Annotated in this window: 24 protein-coding genes and 1 tRNA gene; 18 read left to right on the forward strand and 7 right to left on the reverse strand. The window is 54.5% G+C overall.

The features are described 5' to 3' along the window. The first annotated feature begins 42 nt into the window (after positions 1 to 42). Positions 43 to 1,284 (forward strand): multifunctional CCA addition/repair protein, encoded by a 1,242-nt coding sequence (locus OGV85_RS12815; protein WP_061547804.1) that lies wholly within the window; start codon positions 43 to 45, stop codon positions 1,282 to 1,284. Positions 1,285 to 1,345: 61 nt separating this feature from the next. Here the strand turns inward: OGV85_RS12815 and bacA are convergent, their stop codons facing one another. Then, positions 1,346 to 2,164, reverse strand: coding sequence for an undecaprenyl-diphosphate phosphatase (gene bacA / locus OGV85_RS12820; protein ID WP_061547805.1), 819 nt, complete (start codon positions 2,162 to 2,164; stop codon positions 1,346 to 1,348). Between the two features lie 86 nt (positions 2,165 to 2,250). Further along, the gene (gene folB, locus OGV85_RS12825) at positions 2,251 to 2,619 is read right to left on the reverse strand and encodes a bifunctional dihydroneopterin aldolase/7,8-dihydroneopterin epimerase (RefSeq protein WP_003838117.1); all 369 of its coding nucleotides are present in this window, start codon (positions 2,617 to 2,619) and stop codon (positions 2,251 to 2,253) included. 106 nt (positions 2,620 to 2,725) lie between these two features. Here folB and plsY point away from each other — a divergent pair, with 106 nt between their 5' ends. Next, positions 2,726 to 3,343, forward strand: coding sequence for a glycerol-3-phosphate 1-O-acyltransferase PlsY (gene plsY / locus OGV85_RS12830; RefSeq protein ID WP_003024662.1), 618 nt, complete (start codon positions 2,726 to 2,728; stop codon positions 3,341 to 3,343). 31 nt (positions 3,344 to 3,374) lie between these two features. Here the strand turns inward: plsY and ttdR are convergent, their stop codons facing one another. Beyond that, the gene (gene ttdR, locus OGV85_RS12835) at positions 3,375 to 4,316 is read right to left on the reverse strand and encodes an L-tartrate utilization transcriptional activator TtdR (RefSeq protein WP_286553625.1); all 942 of its coding nucleotides are present in this window, start codon (positions 4,314 to 4,316) and stop codon (positions 3,375 to 3,377) included. Between the two features lie 212 nt (positions 4,317 to 4,528). Here ttdR and ttdA point away from each other — a divergent pair, with 212 nt between their 5' ends. The 10 genes from ttdA to ureG all read left to right on the forward strand — a co-directional run bounded on the left by ttdA (position 4,529) and on the right by ureG (position 12,602). Further along, positions 4,529 to 5,437 (forward strand): L(+)-tartrate dehydratase subunit alpha, encoded by a 909-nt coding sequence (ttdA, locus tag OGV85_RS12840; RefSeq protein ID WP_016150995.1) that lies wholly within the window; start codon positions 4,529 to 4,531, stop codon positions 5,435 to 5,437. Then, complete coding sequence (gene ttdB, locus OGV85_RS12845) at positions 5,434 to 6,039, forward strand: L(+)-tartrate dehydratase subunit beta (RefSeq protein ID WP_061547807.1); 606 nt, start codon at positions 5,434 to 5,436, stop codon at positions 6,037 to 6,039. Before ttdA ends, ttdB begins: the two co-directional genes overlap by 4 nt. Before the next feature lie 48 nt (positions 6,040 to 6,087). After that, positions 6,088 to 7,551, forward strand: a complete 1,464-nt coding sequence (locus OGV85_RS12850) for an anion permease (protein WP_032950139.1) — start codon at positions 6,088 to 6,090, stop codon at positions 7,549 to 7,551. Positions 7,552 to 7,672: 121 nt separating this feature from the next. Continuing rightward, positions 7,673 to 8,497, forward strand: coding sequence for an urease accessory protein UreD (locus OGV85_RS12855; RefSeq protein ID WP_197472651.1), 825 nt, complete (start codon positions 7,673 to 7,675; stop codon positions 8,495 to 8,497). Between the two features lie 10 nt (positions 8,498 to 8,507). Beyond that, entirely contained in the window at positions 8,508 to 8,810 is a 303-nt protein-coding gene (locus OGV85_RS12860) for an urease subunit gamma (protein WP_003024678.1), read from the forward strand. 9 nt (positions 8,811 to 8,819) lie between these two features. Then, positions 8,820 to 9,140, forward strand: a complete 321-nt coding sequence (locus OGV85_RS12865; RefSeq protein WP_061547809.1) for an urease subunit beta — start codon at positions 8,820 to 8,822, stop codon at positions 9,138 to 9,140. Further along, a complete protein-coding gene (gene ureC / locus OGV85_RS12870) occupies positions 9,133 to 10,836 on the forward strand; it encodes an urease subunit alpha (RefSeq protein WP_286553628.1) in 1,704 nt (567 codons plus the stop codon). Before OGV85_RS12865 ends, ureC begins: the two co-directional genes overlap by 8 nt. A 9-nt stretch (positions 10,837 to 10,845) precedes the next feature. Further along, positions 10,846 to 11,304: an urease accessory protein UreE gene (gene ureE / locus OGV85_RS12875; protein WP_057063700.1), complete on the forward strand. Its 459-nt coding sequence runs from the start codon at positions 10,846 to 10,848 to the stop codon at positions 11,302 to 11,304. Beyond that, entirely contained in the window at positions 11,304 to 11,975 is a 672-nt protein-coding gene (locus OGV85_RS12880; protein ID WP_061547810.1) for an urease accessory protein UreF, read from the forward strand. The genes ureE and OGV85_RS12880 overlap by 1 nt, the downstream gene beginning before the upstream one ends. 9 nt (positions 11,976 to 11,984) lie before the next feature. After that, positions 11,985 to 12,602 (forward strand): urease accessory protein UreG, encoded by a 618-nt coding sequence (gene ureG, locus OGV85_RS12885; RefSeq protein WP_003024692.1) that lies wholly within the window; start codon positions 11,985 to 11,987, stop codon positions 12,600 to 12,602. 37 nt (positions 12,603 to 12,639) lie between these two features. On the opposite strand, the gene tsaD is transcribed toward ureG, so the two are convergent. Further along, on the reverse strand, positions 12,640 to 13,653 hold the full coding sequence (gene tsaD / locus OGV85_RS12890; protein WP_061547811.1) for a tRNA (adenosine(37)-N6)-threonylcarbamoyltransferase complex transferase subunit TsaD: 1,014 nt from the start codon (positions 13,651 to 13,653) through the stop codon (positions 12,640 to 12,642). A 236-nt stretch (positions 13,654 to 13,889) separates the two neighbouring features. On the opposite strand from tsaD, the gene rpsU reads away from it, so the two are divergent. The 5 genes from rpsU to OGV85_RS12915 all read left to right on the forward strand — a co-directional run bounded on the left by rpsU (position 13,890) and on the right by OGV85_RS12915 (position 21,398). Further along, complete coding sequence (rpsU, locus tag OGV85_RS12895) at positions 13,890 to 14,105, forward strand: 30S ribosomal protein S21 (protein ID WP_001144069.1); 216 nt, start codon at positions 13,890 to 13,892, stop codon at positions 14,103 to 14,105. Positions 14,106 to 14,342: 237 nt separating this feature from the next. Next, the gene (gene dnaG, locus OGV85_RS12900; protein ID WP_003024697.1) at positions 14,343 to 16,088 is read left to right on the forward strand and encodes a DNA primase; all 1,746 of its coding nucleotides are present in this window, start codon (positions 14,343 to 14,345) and stop codon (positions 16,086 to 16,088) included. Between the two features lie 243 nt (positions 16,089 to 16,331). After that, a complete protein-coding gene (rpoD, locus tag OGV85_RS12905; protein ID WP_003024699.1) occupies positions 16,332 to 18,179 on the forward strand; it encodes an RNA polymerase sigma factor RpoD in 1,848 nt (615 codons plus the stop codon). Positions 18,180 to 18,340: 161 nt separating this feature from the next. After that, positions 18,341 to 19,390, forward strand: a complete 1,050-nt coding sequence (gene yncE, locus OGV85_RS12910; protein WP_061547812.1) for a 7-bladed beta-propeller protein YncE — start codon at positions 18,341 to 18,343, stop codon at positions 19,388 to 19,390. A 10-nt stretch (positions 19,391 to 19,400) separates the two neighbouring features. Beyond that, complete coding sequence (locus tag OGV85_RS12915) at positions 19,401 to 21,398, forward strand: TonB-dependent receptor domain-containing protein (protein ID WP_003838090.1); 1,998 nt, start codon at positions 19,401 to 19,403, stop codon at positions 21,396 to 21,398. Positions 21,399 to 21,428: 30 nt separating this feature from the next. Here OGV85_RS12915 and mug read toward each other — a convergent pair whose 3' ends face one another. Further along, complete coding sequence (gene mug, locus OGV85_RS12920; RefSeq protein ID WP_061547813.1) at positions 21,429 to 21,935, reverse strand: G/U mismatch-specific DNA glycosylase; 507 nt, start codon at positions 21,933 to 21,935, stop codon at positions 21,429 to 21,431. A gap of 125 nt (positions 21,936 to 22,060) precedes the next feature. Between mug and OGV85_RS12925 the strand changes: the two genes are divergently transcribed. Continuing rightward, a tRNA-Ile gene (locus OGV85_RS12925) sits at positions 22,061 to 22,136 on the forward strand. A 220-nt stretch (positions 22,137 to 22,356) separates the two neighbouring features. Here the strand turns inward: OGV85_RS12925 and OGV85_RS12930 are convergent. Together OGV85_RS12930 and OGV85_RS12935 are read right to left on the reverse strand one after the other, a co-directional pair. After that, positions 22,357 to 22,680, reverse strand: a complete 324-nt coding sequence (locus tag OGV85_RS12930; RefSeq protein ID WP_071524484.1) for a DUF1889 family protein — start codon at positions 22,678 to 22,680, stop codon at positions 22,357 to 22,359. A gap of 109 nt (positions 22,681 to 22,789) precedes the next feature. After that, entirely contained in the window at positions 22,790 to 24,604 is a 1,815-nt protein-coding gene (locus OGV85_RS12935) for a diol dehydratase reactivase subunit alpha (protein ID WP_061548334.1), read from the reverse strand. Positions 24,605 to 24,614: the final 10 nt, after the last annotated feature.

Genomic DNA, 24,614 nt, shown 5'->3' on the forward strand with positions numbered 1-24,614 from the left:
TGACATATGATTAAGGGATGTTTTTTTCAAAAGGAAAGTGGCGTGAAGATTTATCTGGTCGGTGGTGCTGTTCGGGATGCGTTATTAGGGCTACCGATTAAAGATAAAGATTGGGTCGTTGTCGGCGCCACGCCGCAAGGAATGCTCGACGCGGGTTACCAACAGGTAGGCCGCGATTTTCCCGTGTTTCTGCATCCGCAAACCCGGGAAGAGTATGCGTTGGCGCGTACTGAACGCAAATCAGGTTCGGGATATACCGGATTCACCTGCTACGCCGCGCCAGATGTGACGCTGGAGGCCGATCTTCAGCGGCGCGACCTGACCATCAACGCAATGGCCCGCGATGACAACGGGGAGATTATCGACCCGTATAACGGACGCGATGATCTGGAAAACCGCCTGCTGCGTCATGTTTCCCCGGCTTTTAGCGAAGATCCACTTCGCGTGCTGCGCGTAGCGCGCTTTGCTGCCCGCTATGCGCACCTTGGCTTTCGTATTGCCGACGAAACCATGACGCTGATGCGCGATATGAACGCCGCTGGCGAGCTGGAACACTTGACGCCAGAGCGCGTGTGGAAAGAAACGGAAAGCGCCTTAACCACCCGCAACCCACAGGTATTTTTTCAGGTCCTGCGCGACTGCGGCGCACTGCACGTTCTGTTTCCTGAAGTGGATGCTCTGTTCGGTGTTCCCGCGCCCGCGCAGTGGCACCCGGAAATTGATACCGGTATTCACACGCTGATGACGCTGTCGATGGCAGCCATGTTAAGCCCGGAGGTCGACGTGCGTTTTGCCACGCTGTGCCACGATCTTGGCAAAGCATTAACGCCTAAAGCGCTATGGCCGCGCCATCATGGCCACGGTCCGGCGGGCGTTAAGCTGGTCGAGCAACTGTGTCAGCGCCTGCGCGTGCCGAATGACATCCGTGATTTAGCCAAACTGGTGGCCGAGTTCCACGACCTCATTCATACCTTCCCGATCCTGCAACCGAAAACAATCGTTAAGCTGTTTGATTCCATCGATGCATGGCGCAAACCACAGCGCGTGGAGCAAATCGCCCTCACCAGCGAGGCCGACGTGCGTGGGCGAACCGGTTTTGAAGCGACGGATTACCCGCAAGGCAGGCTGTTGCGTGAAGCCTGGCTGGTTGCACAGGCGGTTCCCACGAAAGATGTCGTGGAAGCGGGATTCAAAGGTCAGGCAATTCGTGAAGAACTGACCCGGCGTCGCATTGCGGCGGTGGCCAACTGGAAGGAGAAGCGGTGTCCTAAACCCACCGCCTGAACGAATATCACCCGTAGGCCGGATAAGGCGAAACGCCGCCATCCGGCACCACGGTAAGTCATCAGAAGAACACGACGTAAACGGCAGCCGCCACAATAAAGCGGTAAATCGCAAACGGAATGAACGAAATACGCTTAATCAGTTGCAGGAAGGTTTTGATCGCGACCAGCGCCACGATAAACGCCGTCACAAAACCGACTGCAAACATTGGGATATCTGATGCGCTAAGGAACGACCAGCTCTTGTAGAGATCCAGTGCCGTCGCGCCCATCATCATCGGCACCGCCAGCAGGAATGAAAACTCAGAAGCCGCATAACGGCTCACGCCCATCAGCATACCGCCAGAAATCGTCGCCCCTGAGCGAGAAAAACCCGGCCACAGCGCGAGACACTGAAAACAGCCAATCATAAACGCCTGGCGATAGGTCATATCATCCAGACCCGGCGCGCGCGGCTCTTTCGGCTTCAGGCATTCTGCGGCAATCAGCAGTACACCACCCACCACCAGCGCATACATCACGTTGATCGGGTTAAACAGCGACTTGATGGTGTCGTGGAACAGCAGTCCCAGTACAACCGCCGGAATCATCCCCAACAGGATATGCCCCAGCGTCAGCCGACCTTTGCCAGTACCTTCATGCGGAGCCTTGCCGAAGTGAATGCCTATCAGGCCAAACAAACGTCGCCAGAACATCACCACTACTGCCAGAATAGACCCCAACTGGATCACCACCTCGAATGTTTTTGCGGTATCACCCTCAAAACCCAACAGGTGGCCAACAATAATCATATGGCCGGTGCTGGAAACGGGTAAAAATTCCGTCAATCCTTCGACCACACCCAAAATTGCCGCCACCAGCAGCGAGTGCATATCACTCATTAATAAACCCCTAGATAGAGAAAACACGGCAAAAAAGAGCCGACGAAAGGACTCTTTTATACCCGTTTGATTTAGAAATTATTAAATTAATTATTTTCTTTCAGATTATTGCCACGTTCAATGACGACCCCGACGTTTGCCGCACGGGCTACCGCGCCAGGTTTGCTGAGTTTGATCCGCACCCACGGTGAATTAAAGCGGTTAAGTAGCAAATCAGCCACCTCTTCCGCTACACGTTCTACCAGCGCAAAACGCCCACCTTCCACATGATTAACAACCGTTTGAGCAATATCAGCATAGCTCAGGCAATCAGCCACATCATCGCTTTTAGCTGATTTGCGGTTATCCCATGCCATTTCGATATCGAACACCAACCGTTGTTCGATCGTTTGTTCCCAGTCGTAAACACCAATAGTGGTGATTACAGAAAGTTGCTCTATAAATACAATATCCATCACGACCTGCCTGCTTTTTGGCTAACCCGGATACCACTTCCGGCGAAATATGCGTATTATCCACAGAAGTAGCGTTTTACACGACATTTTCAAAACGGAACAGCTTATGAGTGCAATCGCGCCTGGAATGATTATCTTCGCGTACCTCTGTGGCTCAATTTCCAGTGCTATTCTGGTATGCCGCCTTGCTGGATTGCCGGACCCGCGCGACAGCGGCTCTGGGAATCCGGGCGCGACAAACGTGCTGCGCATCGGTGGCAAGGGAGCCGCCGTCGCGGTACTGATTTTCGACGTCCTGAAAGGTATGTTACCCGTCTGGGGTGCCTATGCGCTAGGCGTCAGCCCCTTCTGGCTGGGATTGATCGCAATCGCCGCCTGTCTGGGACACATTTGGCCGGTATTTTTCGGCTTTAAAGGTGGAAAAGGCGTTGCCACCGCCTTTGGCGCAATTGCGCCGATTGGCTGGGACTTAACTGGTGTGATGGCCGGAACCTGGCTACTAACCGTCCTGTTAAGCGGCTATTCGTCGTTAGGCGCTATCGTCAGTGCGCTGATCGCCCCTTTTTACGTCTGGTGGTTCAATCCCCAGTTCACTTTCCCGGTGTCCATGTTGTCGTGCTTAATTCTGCTTCGTCACCATGACAACATTCAGCGTCTGTGGCGTCGTCAGGAGCCGAAGATCTGGACCAAGCTAAAGAAAAAACGCGAAAAAGACCCCGAGTGATTTTATTGTCGGATAGCGACGCGTCGGCGTCTTATCCGGCCTCGGGGATGTGATACCCCTCCACCGGTTTGCCTAATCGGTTCTGACACCACGTCGCCAGAAACTCCACGCACACGCGAAGCTTCACGCTGCGATACAGCGGCTCCTGATAAACCGCCCAGATATTAGCGCTCTGCGCATAGTCCGACAGCACACGCACCAGCTCGCCGCTGGGCAGAAACTGTTGTACGTCCCATTCAGAACGCAGCATGATCCCTTTTCCCTGTAGTGCCCACTGCAGCACAATCTCACCGCTGTTAGAAGAAAGATGTCCCGCCACCTTAACCGACTTTTTCTCCTGACCGTTATCCAGTTCCCACACCCCGTGAGTCATATCCCGTTCTTTGGTGACCAGACAATCATGCCGAATTAATTCCTGTAACGTCGTCGGCTCACCGTATTTTTGTAAATACGTCGGTGCTGCGCATAATATCCTTTTATTTTTCGTTAACAAATGCGCAATATAATAATCAGGAATTTCATCATTGATACGAATATCCAAATCGATATTATCCTGCGCCAAATCAATTTGCCGATCGTAAAGTTCAAAATGTACCTGTAATTCAGGATAGCTGTGCATCAATTCTGTAATTGCCGGTGCAATATAACTGCGCCCAAAACCAAAGCTACAGCCGATACGAATCATTCCTGCCGGACGCGTTTTGAGTTGCGTAACGTCATCGACCAAATGTTGATAACCTGCGAGGATCGCTTGCGCGTGTTCATAGCAACGTTGGCCACTCTCCGTTAGCGCCACGCCGCGCGCCGAGCGGCTTAGCAATGTAGCCCCTAGCGTGGACTCGAGGATCTGAATGCGCTTCGTCACAAACGCTGGCGTCTGGCCCAGCGTCGCAGCGGCGGCGCTAAAGCTGCCGCTATGAACAATTTCAACCAGCACCTGTAGATCTTTCGCCAGGGGATACGTATTCAGCATGATCGGTAATCCGTAATGTGATTAACCGCAGTGTAATTCTCCCATACGTATTAAACCCTGCCCTGGCGCAATTTTTATTGCCTTATCTGGACATCATTCACGAACTGTTAATTAGATATTCACAGTGCCAAATAATATAAAACCACACTTTTAGTGGTAGTTTGTGGCGGAGAATTTATTTCCAGACAAATAAAAGAACTGGAGTTAATAAGATGAGCAATCAAAATAACCAACATGCGATAACTACGCTGACGAACATTGTCGCCGACTTTACCGCCATGATTTCAACCCGCATGCCTGACGATGTTGTGGATAAATTAAAACAGCTGCGTGAAGGCGAAACCTCGCCGATGGGTAAAATCATCTACCACACCATGTTTGACAACATGCAGAAAGCTATCGACCTGAACCGCCCTGCCTGTCAGGACACCGGGGAGATTATGTTCTTCGTGAAGGTCGGTTCCCGTTTTCCGCTACTTGGCGAACTGCAAAGCATTCTGAAGCAGGCTGTTGAAGATGCCACGGTAAAAGCGCCGCTGCGCCATAACGCGGTTGAGATTTTTGACGAAGTGAATACCGGAAAAAATACCGGTACCGGTGTGCCGTGGGTCACCTGGGACATCATCCCTGATAACGATGACGCGGAAATCGAAGTCTACATGGCAGGCGGCGGCTGTACGCTGCCGGGGCGCTCGAAAGTGTTAATGCCTTCTGAAGGCTATGAAGGCGTGGTGAAATTTGTCTTCGAAAATATCTCCACGCTGGCAGTTAACGCCTGTCCTCCGGTGCTGGTGGGCGTGGGTATTGCCACCTCTGTCGAAACCGCTGCCGTGCTTTCTCGTAAAGCGGTGCTGCGCCCAATCGGATCACGCCATCCAAACCCAAAAGCGGCAGAACTGGAACTGCGCCTGGAAGAAGGACTTAACCGTCTGGGCATTGGGCCGCAAGGGTTGACCGGGAATAGCTCAGTGATGGGCGTGCATATCGAATCCGCCGCACGCCACCCGTCGACTATCGGCGTTGCCGTCTCTACCGGCTGCTGGGCGCATCGTCGCGGCACGCTGTTGGTTCATGCCGACCTCTCCTTCGAAAACCTGTCTCACACCCGGAGCGCGTTATGAAAAAGATCCTCACAACCCCGATCAAAACCGAAGATCTGGCAGACATTCGCGTTGGCGATGTCATTTACCTGACCGGCACGCTGGTGACCTGCCGTGACGTTTGCCACCGTCGCCTGATCGAACTGAAGCGCCCGATTCCTTATGACCTGAACGGCAAAGCCATTTTCCATGCGGGCCCGATCGTCCGTAAGAACGGTGAAAAATGGGAGATGGTCTCCGTCGGCCCAACTACCAGCATGCGTATGGAAGCGTTTGAGAAAGACTTTATCGAGCAGACGGGCGTCAGGCTGGTGGTCGGCAAAGGCGGCATGGGGCCGCTGACGGAAGAAGGCTGCAAACAGTTCAAAGCGCTGCACGTCATCTTCCCGGCTGGCTGTGCGGTCGTGGCGGCTACTCAGGTTGAAGAAATTGAAGAGGTACACTGGACCGAACTCGGCATGCCGGAATCTCTGTGGGTATGCCGGGTAAAAGAGTTCGGCCCGCTGATCGTTTCCATCGATACTCACGGTAATAACCTGATTGCCGAAAACAAAAAGCTGTTCGCTGAACGTCGCGATCCTATCGTCGAAGAAATCTGCGAGCACGTGCACTACATCAAATAACCCTCCCGGAGGGGCGTAACGCCTCTCCCTCTTCGCAGGGATACAACAATGGCACCTTTAGCTGGTTGGTGGCGATACCTGGCTCCGCTGGTGGTCATCGCCATTATTGCTGTTCTGCCCGTCCCCACCGGTCTTGAGAGTCACACCTGGCTCTATTTTGCCGTCTTTACCGGTGTGATTGTCGGGCTTATTCTGGAACCTGTACCGGGCGCGGTGGTGGCGATGATTGGCATTTCGATCATCGCTGTCCTTTCACCGTGGCTGCTGTTCAGTCCGGAGCAACTCGCGCAGGACGGTTTTAAATTTACCGCCAAATCACTGTCGTGGGCGGTATCTGGATTCTCAAACTCGGTCATCTGGCTGATCTTCGCGGCCTTTATGTTTGGTACCGGCTATGAGAAAACCGGCCTTGGTCGGCGAATCGCGCTGATGCTGGTGAAAAAGATGGGGCACCGGACGTTATTTCTCGGCTATGCGGTGATGTTCTCCGAACTTATCCTCGCTCCCGTCACTCCTTCCAACTCCGCGCGCGGAGCCGGAATAATCTACCCGATTATCCGCAACCTGCCGCCGCTGTATAACTCGCAGCCCAATAGCGCCAGTTCACGCTCCATTGGCTCGTACATCATGTGGATGGGCATTGTCGCTGACTGCGTTACCAGCGCTATTTTCTTAACGGCAATGGCACCGAATCTGCTGTTGATCGGCCTGATGAAAGGCGCGTCCCATACGGCGCTGAGCTGGGGCGACTGGTTCTTAGGCATGCTGCCGCTGAGCATTTTACTGGTGCTGATCGTGCCGTGGCTGGCGTACCTGCTGTATCCACCGGTGCTGAAATCCGGCGATCAGGTTCCACGTTGGGCGGATACAGAGCTAAAAGCGATGGGACCGCTCTGCGCTCGCGAGAAAAAGATGCTGGTACTGATGGTCGGCGCGCTGGTGCTGTGGATCTTCGGCGGCGACTACATTGACGCCGCAATGGTCGGATACAGCGTGGTGGCGTTGATGCTGGTACTACGCATCATTAGCTGGGATGACATCGTCAGCAATAAAGCCGCATGGAACGTCTTTTTCTGGCTGGCCTCGCTGATAACGCTCGCCACCGGGCTCAATAACACCGGTTTTATCACCTGGTTCGGCAAACTGCTGGCGGGAGGACTGAGCGGCTATTCGCCGATGATGGTGATGGTGGCGCTGATCGTGGTGTTCTATCTGCTGCGCTACTTCTTTGCCAGCGCCACGGCGTATACCTCTGCCCTCGCGCCGATGATGATTGCCGCCGCGCTGGCAATGCCGGAAATCCCGCTACCGGTCTTCTGCCTGATGGTCGGCGCCGCCATTGGTCTGGGCAGCATTCTGACCCCGTACGCCACCGGTCCTAGTCCTATCTACTATGGCAGCGGTTATTTGCCAACGGTGGATTACTGGCGACTCGGCGCTATTTTTGGCCTGATTTTCCTCGTGCTGCTGGTGATCACCGGTCTGGTCTGGATGCCCCTCGTTTTGCTGTAATCTCCCTTGGGCGGCGTATTGTCGCCCCTTTATCCATAAGCTTCTCATATGATCGATTTCCCGATGCGCTGAGGCATACTTTTTTGTATGCAAACACCCTCATGCTGATAGGGGAAACGCTCTGGACACGGTTGCGCACGAGACACTCACACGGGGCTGGCAGGCCGAACTGGAACTGCATTTTACTTGCTCCGGGCACAAAACGGTGCTCGCCTCGGCGCGTCATCATGGTCCATTGACGGTTCAGCGCCCGTTTTACCCGGAAGAAGACGTCTGCCACCTCTATTTGCTGCATCCACCTGCGGGGATCGTTGGCGGGGATGAGCTTCATATTGCCGTCACACTCGACGAAAACAGCCATGCGTTAATCACCCAGCCCGGCGCGGGCAAGTTTTATCGCAGCCGAGGGCCGCAGGCATTGCTGCGCCAGCATTTTACCCTCGCCTCGCACGCCACGCTGGAGTGGCTGCCGCAGGATACGATCCTCTTTCCCGGCGCCAACGCCGCTATTCAGACCGTCTTTCATCTGACATCCGCAAGCCGCCTGCTGGCCTGGGATCTGCTGTGTCTTGGCCGACCGGTTATGCAGGAAACTTTCAGCCACGGCATGCTGCAAAATCGCCTGGAAGTGTGGCGAGATGGGCAGCCGCTGCTGATAGAACGCTTGATATTGCAGGAGGGGAATTTGAGCGGCGTCGCGCATCATCCCTGGGTCGGCACGTTGCTGTGTTATCCGGCCAACGAACACATGCTGGAGGGCACGCGGGAGCGGCTTATGGCGCTTGGCGATTACGCCGGGGCAACGCTTAACGACTCGCTGCTGACAATCCGTTTTCTTGCTAACGACAACCTGGTTGTTCAGCGCGTTATGCGTGACATCTGGCAATTTTTGCGCCCGCTGCTGACACATAAAACGCCTGTACTCCCGCGAATCTGGCAAACCTAAGAGAACCCTTATGGAACTGACCCCCAGAGAAAAAGATAAGTTGTTGCTGTTTACCGCCGCACTGGTGGCGGAACGTCGTCTGGCCCGCGGGCTGAAGTTGAACTACCCGGAATCGGTGGCGCTGATTAGCGCTTTCATCATGGAAGGGGCGCGCGACGGGCAAACCGTGGCCGCGCTGATGGAGGACGGGCGTCACGTCCTGCGCCGCGATCAGGTGATGGAAGGCGTACCGGAAATGATCCCGGATATTCAGGTTGAAGCCACCTTTCCGGACGGATCGAAACTGGTCACTGTCCACAACCCGATCGTCTAAGGAGCGGCAATGATCCCAGGTGAATATCAGATCGCAAAAGGCAGTATCGCACTTAATCAGGGGCGAGAGATCTGCACGATCGTGGTGGAAAATCATGGCGACAGGCCCATCCAGGTGGGATCGCACTATCACTTTTTCGAAGTGAACCCGGCGCTGCACTTTGACAGGCTGGCCGCACGCGGCTTTCGTCTGAACATTGCTGCGGGCACAGCGGTGCGTTTTGAGCCAGGACAAAAACGCGAAGTCGAACTGGTGCGCGTTGCTGGCGCACAAAGGATCGTGGGTTTTCGCAGCGAAGTGATGGGCGTGCTGGAGGCAGATAATGAGTGAAATTTCCCGGCAAGCGTATGCCGACATGTTTGGCCCAACCACCGGCGATAAAGTGCGCCTGGCGGATACCGACCTGTGGATCGAAGTGGAAAAAGACTTCACCACCTACGGTGAAGAGGTCAAATTCGGCGGCGGAAAAGTGATCCGCGACGGCATGGGCCAGGGGCAAATGCGCGCCGATGCATGTGTGGATCTGGTGATAACCAACGCGCTGATCGTCGATCACTGGGGGATCGTGAAAGCGGATATTGGTATCAAAGCCGGCAGGATCTTCGCCATCGGCAAGGCAGGTAATCCCGATATTCAGCCCAACGTTACGATCCCGATAGGCGTGGGAACTGAAGTCATCGCCGGGGAAGGCAAGATCGTCACCGCAGGCGGCGTGGATACGCATATTCACTGGATCTGCCCACAGCAAGCGCAAGAGGCGCTGGTTTCCGGCGTGACGACGATGATCGGCGGCGGCACCGGTCCGGCCGCGGGCACTCACGCCACCACCTGTACGCCGGGGCCGTGGTACATCGCACGCATGCTGCAGGCGGCAGAAACGTTACCGGTTAACATCGGTTTACTGGGCAAAGGTAACGGCTCAAATCCTGACGCCTTGCGCGAGCAAATCACCGCGGGCGCAATTGGCCTGAAAATCCATGAAGACTGGGGTGCCACGCCCGCCGCTATTGACTGCGCACTGACCGTGGCCGACGAGATGGACATCCAGGTCGCGCTGCACAGTGACACGCTCAATGAGTCCGGTTTCGTGGAAGATACGCTGGCGGCGATTGGCGATCGCACCATTCATACTTTTCACACCGAAGGCGCGGGCGGCGGTCATGCGCCGGATATCATCACCGCCTGCGCGCATCCGAATATCCTGCCCTCCTCTACGAACCCGACGCTGCCCTATACCATCAACACCATCGACGAGCATCTCGACATGCTGATGGTTTGCCACCATCTCGATCCGGATATCGCCGAAGACGTGGCCTTTGCCGAATCACGCATTCGCCGGGAAACGATCGCTGCCGAAGATGTGCTGCATGACATTGGCGCCTTTTCCCTGACCTCGTCCGATTCACAGGCAATGGGGCGCGTGGGCGAAGTGATCCTGCGCACCTGGCAGGTGGCACACCGTATGAAGGCGCAGCGTGGACCTTTGGCAGAAGAAACCGGCGACAACGACAACCTGCGCGTTAGACGCTACGTCGCCAAATACACCATCAATCCGGCGCTAACCCACGGTATCGCCCATGAAGTCGGCTCCGTTGAACCTGGCAAACTGGCCGATCTGGTGCTGTGGTCACCGGCCTTCTTTGGCGTAAAACCGGCGACGATCGTTAAAGGCGGGATGATCGTCTGTGCGCCGATGGGCGACATCAATGCCTCGATTCCCACCCCACAGCCGGTGCATTACCGCATGATGTTCGGCGCACTTGGCGCAGCGCGGCATCACACCCGGCTGACCTTTATTTCGCAGGCCGCTGATGCGCAAAACATCGCGCAGCAGCTCAACCTGCAAAGCGCCATCGCCGTCGTTAAAGGCTGCAGAACAGTGAAAAAGGCCGACATGATCCACAACGACCTGCAACCCAATATCACCGTCGATGCTCAGACCTACGAGGTGCGTATTGATGGCGAACTGATTACCAGCGAACCGGCAAACGTTTTGCCGATGGCACAACGCTATTTTCTGTTTTGAGGAGTGACGATGATCTACCTGACCCAACGCCTTGACCACGCTCACCGCGCCACCGCAAGCGTCACGCTACCCATTGATATGCGGGTAAAAAGTCGTGCCAGAGTGGCGCTGAACGACGGTCGCGAAGCCGGGCTGATGCTACCGCGCGGTTTGCTGTTACGCGGTGGCGACCTGCTGACCACCGACGATGGCAGCGAGGTGATCGAAGTGATCGCCGCGCCGGAGTCGGTTTCCGTGGTGCGCTGCGCCGATCCTTTCCTACTCGCCAAAGCCTGTTATCACCTCGGCAATCGCCACGTTCCGCTGCAAATCCTGCCGGATGAGCTGCGCTACCACCACGATCATGTGCTGGACGCCATGCTGCGCCAGTTCAACCTCGAGGTGACGTTCGCCCAGTTGCCGTTTGAACCGGAAGCAGGCGCTTATGCCAGTGAATCACACGGGCATCATCACGGCCATGCGCACTGATGCATAACACCCAACAACTGCGTCTGATGCAGCTCGCCAGCAGCGCACTCCCGGTGGGGTCGTTTACCTGGTCCCAGGGTCTGGAGTGGGCGGTGGAGATTGGCTGGGTGAAAAGCATCGATGACTTCTCTGCCTGGCAAATTCAGCAGATGGAGCAGAACTTTTTTACCGTAGACCTACCGCTGCTGGCGAGACTGTATCGCGCCTGCGAGCAGGACGATCTCGACGCCGCACGCCGCTGGAGCGCTTACCTGTTGGCCTGCCGGGAAACCCGCGAACTGCGGGATGAAGAACGCAGTCGGGGCGCGGCGTTTACGCGGCTGGTCACCGACTGGGAGGCGGATTGCTCGCGAGAGTGGCGCACTCTCTTCGCCGACAGCCAACTCTGCGGCATGGCCTGGCTGGCCGTGCGCTGGAGAATTCCCCTGACCGAACTGGCGTTAAGCCTCGGCTACAGCTGGATTGAGAGCGCTGTGATGGCTGGCGTCAAGCTGGTTCCTTTTGGACAACAGGCGGCCCAGCGTTTGATTATTGCGCTCTGCGATCGCTATGCGCAGGGTCTGGCACAGGCGCTGGCGACGCCTGACGCCAGTCTCGGCTCCGCAACGCCGTTGGCCGCTATCGCGTCTGCCCGGCATGAAACCCAATATTCCCGATTATTCCGCTCCTGAGGAGAAAAAATGAGTAACTACAAGCATCCCCTGCGTGTGGGCGTTGGCGGCCCGGTCGGTTCCGGCAAAACGGCGCTGCTGGAAGCGTTATGCAAATCCATGCGCAGCAGCTATCAACTGGCGGTAGTGACCAACGATATCTACACCAAAGAAGATCAGCGCATTCTCACCGAGGCGGGCGCACTGGAGCCAGACAGGATCGTCGGTGTGGAAACCGGCGGCTGCCCGCATACTGCTATCCGCGAAGATGCGTCGATGAATCTGGCTGCCGTAGAGGCGCTGAGCGAGAAATTCGGCAATCTGGATCTGATTTTTGTGGAAAGCGGTGGCGATAACCTGAGCGCCACCTTCAGTCCGGAATTAGCGGATCTGACGATCTATGTGATCGACGTTGCCGAAGGCGAGAAGATCCCGCGTAAAGGCGGTCCGGGGATCACTAAATCCGATTTTCTGGTTATCAATAAAACCGATCTGGCTCCCTACGTCGGCGCCTCGCTGGAGGTGATGGAACGCGATACCCTGCGTATGCGCGGGGAGCGTCCATGGACGTTCAGCAATTTAAAATCCGGAGAGGGTCTGGAAAAAATTATCGCGTTTCTGGAAGAGAAAGGAATGCTGCGGATGTAGCGTCTTGCCCGGTAACATTGCGCCACCGGGCAAAAAATCACGCCGCCGGTAATTCCGCCAGCGGCCAGCGTGGGCGCACGGTTACGCCAAGATCCGCCATTGCGCCCGCTTTAAAACGCACCATGCCCGCGTAGGCGATCATCGCCCCGTTGTCGGTACAAAATTCCGGACGCGCGTAAAATACTTCGCCACGACGTTTTTGCATCATTTCAGCCAATTTTGCGCGCAGCGTACGGTTCGCGCTCACGCCCCCCGCCATCACCAGACGTTTAAAACCGGTTTGATCCAACGCGCGTTTGCACTTGATCATCAGCGTATCAACTACCGCATCTTCAAAGGCACGGGCGATATCTGCGCGCGTCTGATCGTCATTTTCGTTATTACGAATGGTATTCGCGGCAAAGGTTTTCAGCCCGGAGAAGCTGAAATCCAGCCCCGGACGATCGGTCATCGGGCGCGGGAAGACAAAACGTTTTTCAACGCCTTGCGAGGCCAGCTTTGACAACATTGGACCGCCAGGATAATCCAGCCCCAGCAGCTTGGCGGTTTTGTCGAACGCTTCGCCAGCAGCATCATCAATCGATTCGCCCAGCAGTTCATACTGACCGATACCGGTGACGCTGATCAGCTGCGTGTGACCGCCAGAAACCAGCAGCGCGACGAACGGGAACGCAGGGGGATTATCTTCCAGCATTGGCGCCAGCAGATGCCCTTCCATGTGGTGCACAGGAATTGCCGGTACGCCCCAGGCGAACGCCAGCGAACGTCCTACGGTTGCGCCAACCAGCAGCGCACCAACCAGACCAGGACCTGCGGTATACGCCACCGCATCGATCTCTTTTGCCGTCAGTCCCGCCTCTTTCAGCGCGGCCTGGATCAGCGGTACGGTTTTACGTACGTGATCGCGCGAGGCCAGTTCTGGCACTACGCCGCCGTAGTCAGCGTGTAATTTCACCTGACTATACAATTGGTTGGCTAAAAGACCTTTTTCATCGTCGTAAATGGCGATGCCGGTTTCATCGCAGGATGTTTCAATACCCAGTACACGCATGACTTGTTTTACCTCGCTCTATTACCGCGCAGTGTAGGACCAATGCGGGTTGATGTAAAACTTTGTTCGCCCCAGGAGTTCCGCTCGTGTATACTCCTTGTCCTTATAAAAGTCCCTTTCAAAATCGCGTCGGTGCTTTACAAAGCAGCAGCAATTGCAGTAAAATTCCGCACCATTTTGAAATAAGCTGGCGTTGATGCCAGCGGCAAACCGAATTTATTAAAGGTGAGAGTTACATGCCGGTAATTAAAGTACGTGAAAACGAGCCGTTCGACGTAGCACTGCGTCGCTTCAAGCGTTCATGCGAAAAAGCAGGTGTTCTGGCGGAAGTTCGTCGTCGTGAGTTCTATGAAAAACCGACTACCGAACGTAAGCGCGCTAAAGCTTCTGCTGTGAAACGTCACGCGAAGAAACTGGCTCGCGAAAACGCACGCCGTACTCGTCTGTACTAATCCATTGAGAGCCAAAGCTCTCAATTCAGACTGAGTTGTAGTTGTAAGGCCGTGCTTCCGGAAGGAATGCGCGGCTTATTTTCGTTTATACACGTCATCATTCAAGCTGCCTCAGTGTTGGCTGCAGTCGCTCACCCCAGTCACGTACTGATGTACGCTCCTGAGGATTCGCTTCCTTGCCGCCTTGATGCATCCTGAATGATTTTGTGTATATGAGTCATCAAAAAACAGGGGCTTATGGCTGGACGAATTCCTCGCGTTTTTATCAATGACCTGCTGGCAAGAACCGACATCGTCGATCTCATCGACGCGCGGGTAAAGCTGAAAAAGCAGGGCAAAAATTATCACGCGTGCTGTCCGTTTCATAACGAAAAAACCCCCTCTTTCACCGTAAACGGTGAAAAACAGTTTTATCACTGCTTTGGGTGTGGCGCGCATGGCAACGCCGTCGACTTTCTCATGAACTACGACAAGCTCGAGTTTGTGGAAACCGTCGAAGAACTGGCCGCAATGCACAACCTTGAAGTGCCCTATGAAGCAGGCAGTGGCCCCAGTCAGATAGAGCGCCATCAACGGCAAAGCCTTTATCAATTGATGGATGGCCTGAACACTTTTTATCAACAGTCTTTGATGCAACCCGCCGCTACCCCTGCGCGCCAGTACCTGGAAAAGCGAGGATTAAGTAGCGACGTTATCACCCGTTTTGCTATTGGTTTTGCGCCCCCCGGCTGGGACAACGTCCTGAAACGGTTTGGCGGCAATGCTGAAAATCGCAAATCGCTGGTTGATGCGGGGATGTTGGTCACCAACGATCAGGGACGCAGTTACGATCGCTTCCGCGAACGGGTGATGTTCCCCATCCGCGACAAACGTGGTCGGGTCATTGGTTTTGGTGGACGCGTGCTGGGCGATGCCCTGCCGAAGTATCTCAACTCCCCGGAAACCGATATTTTCCATAAAGGTCGCCAGCTGTATGGTCTTTATGAAGCCCAGCAGGATAACGCCGATCCACAGCGTCTGTTAGTGGTAGAAGGCTATATGGATGTGGTGGCGCTGGCGCAATACGGCATTAACTACGCCGTGGCATCCCTTGGGACGTCAACCACCGCCGATCACATCCAACTGTTGTTCCGCGCGACGAACAACGTAATTTGCTGTTACGACGGCGACCGTGCCGGACGCGACGCAGCATGGCGCGCGCTGGAAACCGCACTGCCCTATATGACAGACGGACGCCAGCTACGCTTTATGTTTTTACCTGACGGCGAAGATCCCGATACGCTGGTGCGCAAAGAAGGGAAAGAGGCCTTTGAAGCGCGGATGGAGCAGGCGCTGCCGCTCTCTGCGTTTTTATTTAACAGCCTGTTGCCGCAGGTGGATTTGAGTACCCCAGACGGACGCGCACAGCTCAGCACGCTGGCATTACCGCTGATTACTCAGGTACCAGGCGAAACGTTGCGCATTTACCTGCGACAGGAGTTGGGAAACAAGCTCGGCATTCTGGATGACAGCCAGCTTGAACGTTTAATGCCAAAACTGGCAGAAAATGGGGCTTCCCGCCCTGTTCCACAGCTAAAACGTACGACCATGCGTATACTTATAGGGTTGCTGGTGCAGAACCCGGAGCTCGCCCCGCTGGTTCCACCGTTAGGCGCACTGGATAGCAATAAGCTGCCTGGACTTGGCTTATTCAGAGAACTGGTCAACACTTGTCTGGCTCAGCCAGGTCTGACCACCGGGCAACTTTTAGAACACTATCGTGGCACAAATGATGCTGCGACCCTTGAAAAACTGTCGATGTGGGACGATATAGCAGATAAAGATATCGCAGAAAAAACCTTCACCGACTCACTCAACCATATGTTTGATTCGATGCTTGAACTGCGCCAGGAAGAGTTGATAGCTCGTGAGCGCACACACGGTTTAAGTAGCGAAGAACGCCGGGAACTTTGGACGCTGAACCAGGAACTGGCCAAGAAATAAGAGAAAGACAAAACAAAGACAAAATCATTCGCGTTGTATCAAGGCAGCAAGTAAACGAACGCAGCTAACGCAGAGACAACGTGAAAGATGAAGTATTTAACGGCTTAACTGCCGAATATCGATCGGGAAGCCCCCGACAGCCGCACGGAGAGGCAGCGGCAAAATATAAGTATGCCCTCGTTTTGCCGTTGGCGGTTTTACCGCCCAACACCAATCAAACGAATTAAGTGTGGATACCGTCTTATGGAGCAAAACCCGCAGTCACAGCTGAAGCTTCTTGTCCAACGTGGTAAGGAGCAAGGCTATCTGACCTATGCCGAGGTCAATGACCATCTGCCGGAAGATATCGTCGATTCAGATCAAATCGAAGACATCATCCAAATGATCAATGACATGGGTATTCAGGTGATGGAAGAAGCACCTGATGCCGATGATCTGCTGCTTGCTGAAACCTCCAACAGCACCGATGAAGACGCGGAAGAAGCGGCTGCCCAGGTTCTGTCCAGCGTTGAGTCCGAAATCGGTCGTACAACTGACCCGGTCCGCATGTACATGCGTGAAATGGGTACCGTTGAACTGTTAACCCGTGAAGGCGAAATCGACATCGCTAAACGCATCGAAGACGGGATTAACCAGGTTCAATGCTCCGTTGCCGAATACCCGGAAGCTATCACCTACCTGCTTGAGCAGTACGATCGCGTAGAAGCTGAAGAAGCACGTCTTTCCGATCTGATCACTGGCTTTGTCGATCCAAACGCGGAAGAAGACATGGCGCCAACGGCGACCCACGTCGGTTCTGAACTCTCTCAGGAAGAGATGGATGACGATGAAGACGAAGATGAAGAAGATGGCGACGACGACAGCAGCGATGATGACAACAGCATCGACCCTGAGTTAGCGCGTGAAAAATTCGGTGAACTGCGTACTCAGTACGAAATCACTCGCGACACCATCAAAGCGAAAGGCCGCAGCCATGCTGCCGCGCAGGAAGAAATTCAGAAGCTGTCCGAAGTGTTCAAACAGTTCCGCCTGGTGCCGAAGCAGTTCGACTACCTGGTAAACAGCATGCGCGTCATGATGGACCGCGTGCGTACTCAGGAACGTCTGATCATGAAGCTCTGCGTTGAGCAGTGCAAAATGCCGAAGAAAAACTTCATCACCCTGTTCACTGGCAACGAAACCAGCGAAACCTGGTTCAACGCGGCAATCGCGATGAACAAACCGTGGTCTGAAAAACTGCACGATGTGGCAGATGACGTTCACCGCGGCCTGCAGAAACTGCAGCAGATTGAAGAAGAAACCGGCCTGACTATCGAGCAGGTTAAAGATATCAACCGTCGCATGTCCATCGGTGAAGCGAAAGCCCGCCGTGCGAAAAAAGAGATGGTTGAAGCGAACTTACGTCTGGTTATCTCTATCGCTAAAAAATACACCAACCGTGGCCTGCAGTTCCTGGATCTGATTCAGGAAGGTAACATCGGTCTGATGAAAGCGGTTGATAAGTTTGAATACCGTCGTGGTTACAAGTTCTCCACCTATGCAACCTGGTGGATCCGTCAGGCGATCACCCGTTCGATCGCGGATCAGGCGCGTACCATCCGTATCCCGGTACATATGATTGAGACTATCAACAAGCTCAACCGTATCTCCCGTCAGATGCTGCAAGAGATGGGCCGCGAGCCTACGCCGGAAGAACTGGCTGAACGCATGCTGATGCCGGAAGACAAGATCCGTAAAGTGCTGAAGATCGCTAAAGAGCCTATCTCCATGGAAACGCCGATCGGCGACGATGAAGATTCGCATCTGGGTGATTTCATCGAGGATACCACCCTCGAGTTGCCGCTGGACTCTGCGACCACCGAGAGCCTGCGTGCCGCAACGCACGACGTTCTGGCTGGCCTGACCGCCCGTGAAGCGAAAGTTCTGCGTATGCGTTTCGGTATCGATATGAACACCGACCACACGCTGGAAGAAGTCGGTAAACAGTTCGACGTTACCCGTGAACGTATCCGTCAGATCGAAGCGAAGGCGCTGCGTAAACTGCGCCACCCGAGCCGCTCTGAAGTACTGCGTAGCTTCCTCGACGATTAATCGTTTCTGTTATTAAGAAGCTCCCTCCGGGGAGCTTTTTTTTTGGGATTTTCCGCAGTGTACAAAAATTGGTAGGGGGCATCGCCTATACATGCAATTGTAAATGATATTTATTTTCATTATCATTTTTCTTTTCGTAAACAACTGTAAAGAAAAATGACATGAATTTAAAAACATTAAAAAATCAGTCCCTCTGCGCGCTTGCGATTTCACTGGCACTTTATGCCGGTTCAGCCCTGGCAAAAGACTTTACTGAGGATCAGTTCGCCTCTCAGACGCTTGGTCATGGCGTTTACGAACTGGCTTATGACGCCGGACAACAGGCTATCTATGCAGCCTCTGCCCCCTCTTTCGACAAAGATAAAACCGCCGGTGAAGTGTTCCTGTTTTCAACTGAATCATTAAAAGTCGATGAGCGGATCGCCACCGAACGCCGTCCTTTTGCGGTCTCACTGGATGAACCTAACCACATTCTCTGGCTAGGTAATGCGCTGGATGGCTCACTGACCCTGCTGGATACCCGCACCCATAAAGAAGTGAAAATGCTTCAGCTTGCAGACGAAGAAAATAAAGCCCACGTTCGTGAAGTGGTGCTCGACAAGAAGCACCACCGTCTGTATGTCTCCGGTATTGGCAGTGAAAATAAAGGTGTGCTGTGGGTTGTCGACACGCATAACCAGAAACTATTACACGCCCTCAAAGGGATGGATCCAGTCGGTTTCGCCGTTGATGAAGCTGGCGATAAAGTTTACGCCGTCACTGGCAAAGGCGAACTGGTTACCCTGGATGGCAAAACGTCGCAGGTTCTGTCGCGTGTGAAGGTTGACCCCTCCGAGCCGAAGCATTACTTCCTGAACATCGCGTTGAACACGGCCAAAGGCGTCGGATTTATCGCCGATACCAACACCGCCGACGTGCTGGTAGTCCAACTGGACAGCGGTAAAATTGTTCACCGCGTTCCCACGCCAAACTCTATCGCTGCGGTCTATAACCCTGCCCGCGACGAAGTGTATGTTACCCATCGCAATGCCCGTCAGATTAGCGTTATCGATGCCAACACTTACAGCCTGAAGCACACCATCAAAACGGCAGCAATGCCAAACAGCATGGTGCTTTCTCCTGACAGCAAAACGCTCTTCGTTAGCGTGAAGCAGGATGAAAAAGCCAACAAGGCTGACTATGTACTCAAGCTCGATTTAACCCAGTTCTGAGGAATGCGTTGTGATTAACCAGACTCGTACCGCGCTGGCGATTTCGCTCGCCCTTGCCAGCCTCCCGGCGACTGTTTTCGCCGAAGAAACCACACCAGATAATGAAGATCAACTGGTGGTCACCGCCACCGGTTTCGCACAGGAACGCCGTGAGGCACCGGCGACCATCTCCGTCGTCGGTGAGAAAGAACTGAACACCCGCTCTAACCAGAACGTCACCGAAGCCCTTCGCGAGATGCCCGGCGTATTGGTGGGTAATGGCAACGGTAGCCTTGCCACAGGCGATGTGCAGATGCGCGGCATGGACTCGACCTATACCTCCTACATGGTCAACGGCATCAAACAAGGCACCCGCGAATCGCGTCCTTACGGACACCATATCGGGACAGAGGCTGCCTTTTTACCGCCGCTTGCTGCTATCGAGCGAATCGAGGTGATTCGCGGACCGATGTCCTCACTGTATGGCTCTGACTCCATCGGCGGCGTGGTCAACGTCATCACCAAAAAAGGCTACAACCTCGATAAATGGACAGGTGTGCTGGAAGATAACTACTTCCTGCAAGAGAAGAGCGAGTACGGTAACACCAACCAGACCAATGTCTTCCTGATGGGGCCAATTATCCCCAGCAAGCTCGGAGTGAGCGTAGCGGCGGATTATCTTGATCGCCGTGATGACGACAGCATCTCCGATGAGCGCTTTGTGAAGCACCAGGCTGGCAATCTGGATGCCACCATCAACATGTCGCCGACCGACACCCAACTTTGGGATTTGAACGTCGTCAAAGGGCATCAGGTAAAATCACACAATGATAAAGCCTGGCAATGGGACTTTGACCGCGATGCCGCTTCACTTGCGCAGCATGCCTGGTACGGCGACGATCTGCTGGAAGTGAAGAACTTCATCAGCTACGAGAACGCTAAAACCGAGTATCGTGTGCCGGGCATGAGTTCGCAGTTCATTAAGCAGAAAAACTATGAAGCCAACAGCGCGAACACCTTTACGCTGGGCGACCACAAGCTGACGCTGGGGATCAACTTCACCCGTAATGAGCTGGACGACACTTTCGGCATCGAAAACAAAGAAGTGCCGGGCATAACGCCGGTCAGCAAGATCACCCGTGACGGCTGGGCCATCTTCGCGGAGGATGCCTGGATGATGGTTCCGGACTTCACCCTCACCACCTCGGCGCGTCTCGATCACGACAGCTACTTTGGCTACCACGTCACGCCAAAACTCTACGGTAACTGGACGATTGACGAAAGCTGGGCGCTGAAGGGCGGCGTATCGGCGGGCTATAAAAAACCGGACCTGCGTGAGAACAATGAAGGCTTCACCAGCGTCTACGGTTCGTATCCGTATTCCTTCATTGGGATCGGTAACGATGACCTGAAACCTGAGCAGAGTGTCAACACCGAGCTGGGCGTCTACTGGCAACAGGACACACTGGCACTGGATGCAACCGTGTTCTTCACCAAATTCAAGGACAAGATCAGCGACTACACCATCTGTACCGCAACGGCCACGCAGAAGTGCATTTACAACGGGTATGAAGCGGAAGAAGTCTCGCAGTATTTCAACGTCAGCGACGCGGAAATCTATGGCCTGGAGCTGAACGGCGACTGGCAGGTCACTACCGCGCTGAAAGCGAACGCGAACTACACCTATACCCACAGCGAGCAAAAGAGCGGTCAGTACAAGGGAGAGGCACTGAACGAGTTCCCGACGAGCATGGCCAACCTGTCTCTGACATGGAATGCACTTAACGATCTTGAACTGTGGAGCAAAGCCAGCTGGCGCAGCAATACGCCTGACATCGGCAAATCAACGTCAACCGACGCCTATGCGCTGGTCGATTTAGGGGCACGCTACCATCTCAACAAGAGCATCACATTGATGGCGGGGGTTTATAACCTGTTCGACGTGAACCCAATCTACAAAACGTCCTATAACCAGTCTTCCATCCTGGAAGGACGCCGCTACAACATGGGTGCACGCTTCGAGTTCTGACAGTGACGCCGGAGCCTAAGGCTCCGGCAGTTACAGGCCGCGCGCCTTCAACACCACATTCACTTCCCGATACGCCTCTACCAGTTTATCCAGCGTGATCCGGCTTAACCCGCTGGGATTCGGCAATACCCATATTTGCGTCGCGCCAATGGTCAGCGTCTGTTTTCCCCACTGCGCCCCACGCTGGCTAAGCCCCTGCTCAAATGCCTGCTTCCCGAGGATAGCGAGCGCGGCTGGCTGATACTCTTCTATTTTCTCAATAAGCAGACGACCGCCGCTACGCATCTCTTGTAGCTTCACTTCATTGGCTTGTACCGTTGGTCTGTCGACAAACTTAGTCACGCCGCAGCGGAAATCCAGCAGATGCTGTGCCTCTTCAGGTTTAAGCTGGCGATCGGTAAACCCCGCCTGATGGATAACCTTCCAGAAGCGATTAGCGGGGTGTGCAAAGGGGAATCCTGTACCTGCGGAAGATAGCCCCGGATTGATGCCGCAAAACACCACCCGCAGCCCCGGTGCCAGTATGTCCTTAACCATAATTACTCCGAACAATACATCAGAGGAACAAGTATAACGGACTGAAAATACATTGTTTATAAAAACAGCATCCGTACGCTTATGTCTGGATTGCAACGCGGAGTTACTTTATAATCCACCGCCACGGCCCCTTAGCTCAGTGGTTAGAGCAGGCGACTCATAATCGCTTGGTCGCTGGTTCAAGTCCAGCAGGGGCCACCAAACTTCAAGGACTTGCGAGAAATCGCAGGTCCTTTTTGTTATTGGAAATATATGCAATTGTTGGCAAAGCCAATAATTGGATGGCTCTGAATGCGTAGCGGGGGATGGCGAGGGAATAAGGATATATCATGCGATACGCCAGCCCATATCGCTGGCATTCCATTTGGACGCCGCCATCCAGAGATGGAAACGTCCGTTAGCGTTTGATTCGATAGTCAGCTCACACTAGCTCTTTGAGCTGCTCCTGCATATAGGTTGAAAAATACTCTGGATTCTTGATAAGGATGCGGTTACCGGAGGCGACTTTTTCTGCCCATCCGGCCACTTTTTTCGTGAACTCGGGATTCCATCCCTCCTGCTCACCTCGTGCCATTACAGCTTCCGGACTCGCTGGCACACCTAAGTCATGCAAATACTTTAAGATTCCCTTAGCGGTACTTTCGTCCATTGAATGGGGTACTGACGCCGAAGTGTTCATACCACCAATAAAATCCAATGCTTTCTCAATTGCTGTTGGCATGCTCTTATCCTTAAAATTAACCACGTGAGAGACACATTTATACTATGTACCCAACTCCGCCGGGATATCAAAGAGAACATCGCCTTTATTTGACTTACCCCGCAGCTAAACGCTTGCGCGACTGTTTTCTGCGCTATTTTTTTGCATCTCCGGCTAAAACCAGTCCGGTTGCCACCGCATTACGCGGCCCTTCGGTACCTCGAATATTGCCCTGCCCGGCGACAACGCCGTAATGCGCCAGCGCATCGGTGATCATCTGTGGGATTTCGAAATCCAGCGAAGAACCGCCTACCAGCACCACAAAAGTCATATCGCGAATAGATCCACCGGGTGACACCTGGCGTAACGCGCGCAGGCAGTTGGTCACAAAAACCTTCTCTTTGGCCTGTCGGCGCACCAGACGTATTTTTTCCAGCGAGGTCTGGTTATCTACCGGGATCAGCTCGCCCTCTTTCAAATACACAACTTTGGCAAACACCGACGGGCTGAGCGGTTCGCGGAAAAACTCTACCACGCCGTTCTCATGGCGAATGCTGAACAGGCTCTCCACTTTTGCCAGCGGGTATTTTTTAATTTCCTCCGCCAGAAATGCATCGCTTAAGCCCAGCTCTGTTTGAATCAACAGGCTGACCATATTCCCCGCCCCGGCCAGATGTACCGCTTTCACTACGCCATCGCTATTGATGACGGCTGCATCGGTAGATCCTGCGCCTAAATCGAGGATTGCCAGCGGCGCAGCGCATCCAGGCGTTGTTAACGCACCCGCTACAGCCATGTTGGCCTCCACGCCACCAACCTCAACCGGCGTGTTTAAGCGGGCGCTCAGCTCACTGGCGATGGCCTGCATCTGTAAGCGATCGGCTTTCACCATCGCCGCAATGCCCACGGCGTTCTCCATTGAACACTCTCCGGCGATGCCGCCCTGCACCTTACGCGGAATAAATGTATCGACCGCCAACAGATCCTGAATATGCACCGTGTTCATGTCATGACCGGTCAGCGAGGCCATCACCTTTCGCACCCGCTCCAGCATGCCGCCTGCGTGCGTACCAGCTTCCCCAGCAATATCGCGCACGGGCGCGCAGGCGCTCATCGCCTGCATAATGGCCTGCGCGCCTTGCGCTACGTCGGCTTCACCGCCACGCTTTTCACCACGGATAAAGATCTTACCCGCCGGGATCACTCTTGATTGCACATCGCCCTGCGGGGTTTTCAGCACCACGGCGGAACGGTTGCCAATCAGCGCTCTGGCGATGGGGACGATAGTTTGCGTTTCCTCGGGCGTCAGGGCAAAGAAGGTCGCAATGCCGTAAGGGTTCGACAGCACCCGTACCACCTGTCCCGGGGCCGCCACTTCCACCGCCGCCAGCACACCTTCCGGCACCTTCTCCAGCAGGGTGACTTCATCAACCACCGGCATTGGCCGACGCAGGCGATTATTCACCAGCACCCCATCATCTTTTTTCAGGATGGCCGCCACCACATTGACGCCGCGATCCAGCGCTTCATTGATAAACCAAACCGCCTCAAGGAAATCCATCTCCTCACCTACCAACGGGATCCAGCCCTGGGCAAATCGATCCTCGCTCAACGCCGCCAACTTCTCCACGGCGATGGTGGTTCCCATGCCCACGCCAACGCCACCGGGCGTTTGCGGGTTATGACCAATCATCGTCGATTCGGTGATGATGGTTTCAGTGATGGTTTCCATCGCCACATCGCCAATCACCGGTGCGGCCTCGTTGATGCAAATTTTTGCTACGTCCTGCAGCGACCACGGCGTGTTATTCAGCGCCTGCTGCAGGGACGCGACTACCCCGGCGATATTATCCCGCGTGCCTTTCATACCGGTCGTGGCGACAATCCCGCTGCCGATAAACCGGCCATCCTGCGCCAACGCCACTTCGGTGGTGGCGTTGCCGATATCGATCCCTGCAATTAACGGCATGCTGCCTCCG

Source organism: Citrobacter sp. Cf132 (assembly GCF_030333885.1).
GTDB classification, from domain to species: domain Bacteria; phylum Pseudomonadota; class Gammaproteobacteria; order Enterobacterales; family Enterobacteriaceae; genus Citrobacter; species Citrobacter freundii.

Coding starts and splice junctions, on each gene's coding strand:
- bacA (WP_061547805.1), bottom strand. CDS start 2,164: ATGAGTGATATGCACTCGCTGCTGGTGGCGGCAATTTTGGGTGTGGTC.
- folB (WP_003838117.1), bottom strand. CDS start 2,619: ATGGATATTGTATTTATAGAGCAACTTTCTGTAATCACCACTATTGGT.
- plsY (WP_003024662.1), top strand. CDS start 2,726: ATGAGTGCAATCGCGCCTGGAATGATTATCTTCGCGTACCTCTGTGGC.
- ttdR (WP_286553625.1), bottom strand. CDS start 4,316: ATGCTGAATACGTATCCCCTGGCGAAAGATCTACAGGTGCTGGTTGAA.
- ttdA (WP_016150995.1), top strand. CDS start 4,529: ATGAGCAATCAAAATAACCAACATGCGATAACTACGCTGACGAACATT.
- ttdB (WP_061547807.1), top strand. CDS start 5,434: ATGAAAAAGATCCTCACAACCCCGATCAAAACCGAAGATCTGGCAGAC.
- OGV85_RS12850 (WP_032950139.1), top strand. CDS start 6,088: ATGGCACCTTTAGCTGGTTGGTGGCGATACCTGGCTCCGCTGGTGGTC.
- OGV85_RS12860 (WP_003024678.1), top strand. CDS start 8,508: ATGGAACTGACCCCCAGAGAAAAAGATAAGTTGTTGCTGTTTACCGCC.
- OGV85_RS12865 (WP_061547809.1), top strand. CDS start 8,820: ATGATCCCAGGTGAATATCAGATCGCAAAAGGCAGTATCGCACTTAAT.
- ureC (WP_286553628.1), top strand. CDS start 9,133: ATGAGTGAAATTTCCCGGCAAGCGTATGCCGACATGTTTGGCCCAACC.
- ureE (WP_057063700.1), top strand. CDS start 10,846: ATGATCTACCTGACCCAACGCCTTGACCACGCTCACCGCGCCACCGCA.
- OGV85_RS12880 (WP_061547810.1), top strand. CDS start 11,304: ATGCATAACACCCAACAACTGCGTCTGATGCAGCTCGCCAGCAGCGCA.
- ureG (WP_003024692.1), top strand. CDS start 11,985: ATGAGTAACTACAAGCATCCCCTGCGTGTGGGCGTTGGCGGCCCGGTC.
- tsaD (WP_061547811.1), bottom strand. CDS start 13,653: ATGCGTGTACTGGGTATTGAAACATCCTGCGATGAAACCGGCATCGCC.
- rpsU (WP_001144069.1), top strand. CDS start 13,890: ATGCCGGTAATTAAAGTACGTGAAAACGAGCCGTTCGACGTAGCACTG.
- dnaG (WP_003024697.1), top strand. CDS start 14,343: ATGGCTGGACGAATTCCTCGCGTTTTTATCAATGACCTGCTGGCAAGA.
- rpoD (WP_003024699.1), top strand. CDS start 16,332: ATGGAGCAAAACCCGCAGTCACAGCTGAAGCTTCTTGTCCAACGTGGT.
- yncE (WP_061547812.1), top strand. CDS start 18,341: ATGAATTTAAAAACATTAAAAAATCAGTCCCTCTGCGCGCTTGCGATT.
- mug (WP_061547813.1), bottom strand. CDS start 21,935: ATGGTTAAGGACATACTGGCACCGGGGCTGCGGGTGGTGTTTTGCGGC.
- OGV85_RS12935 (WP_061548334.1), bottom strand. CDS start 24,604: ATGCCGTTAATTGCAGGGATCGATATCGGCAACGCCACCACCGAAGTG.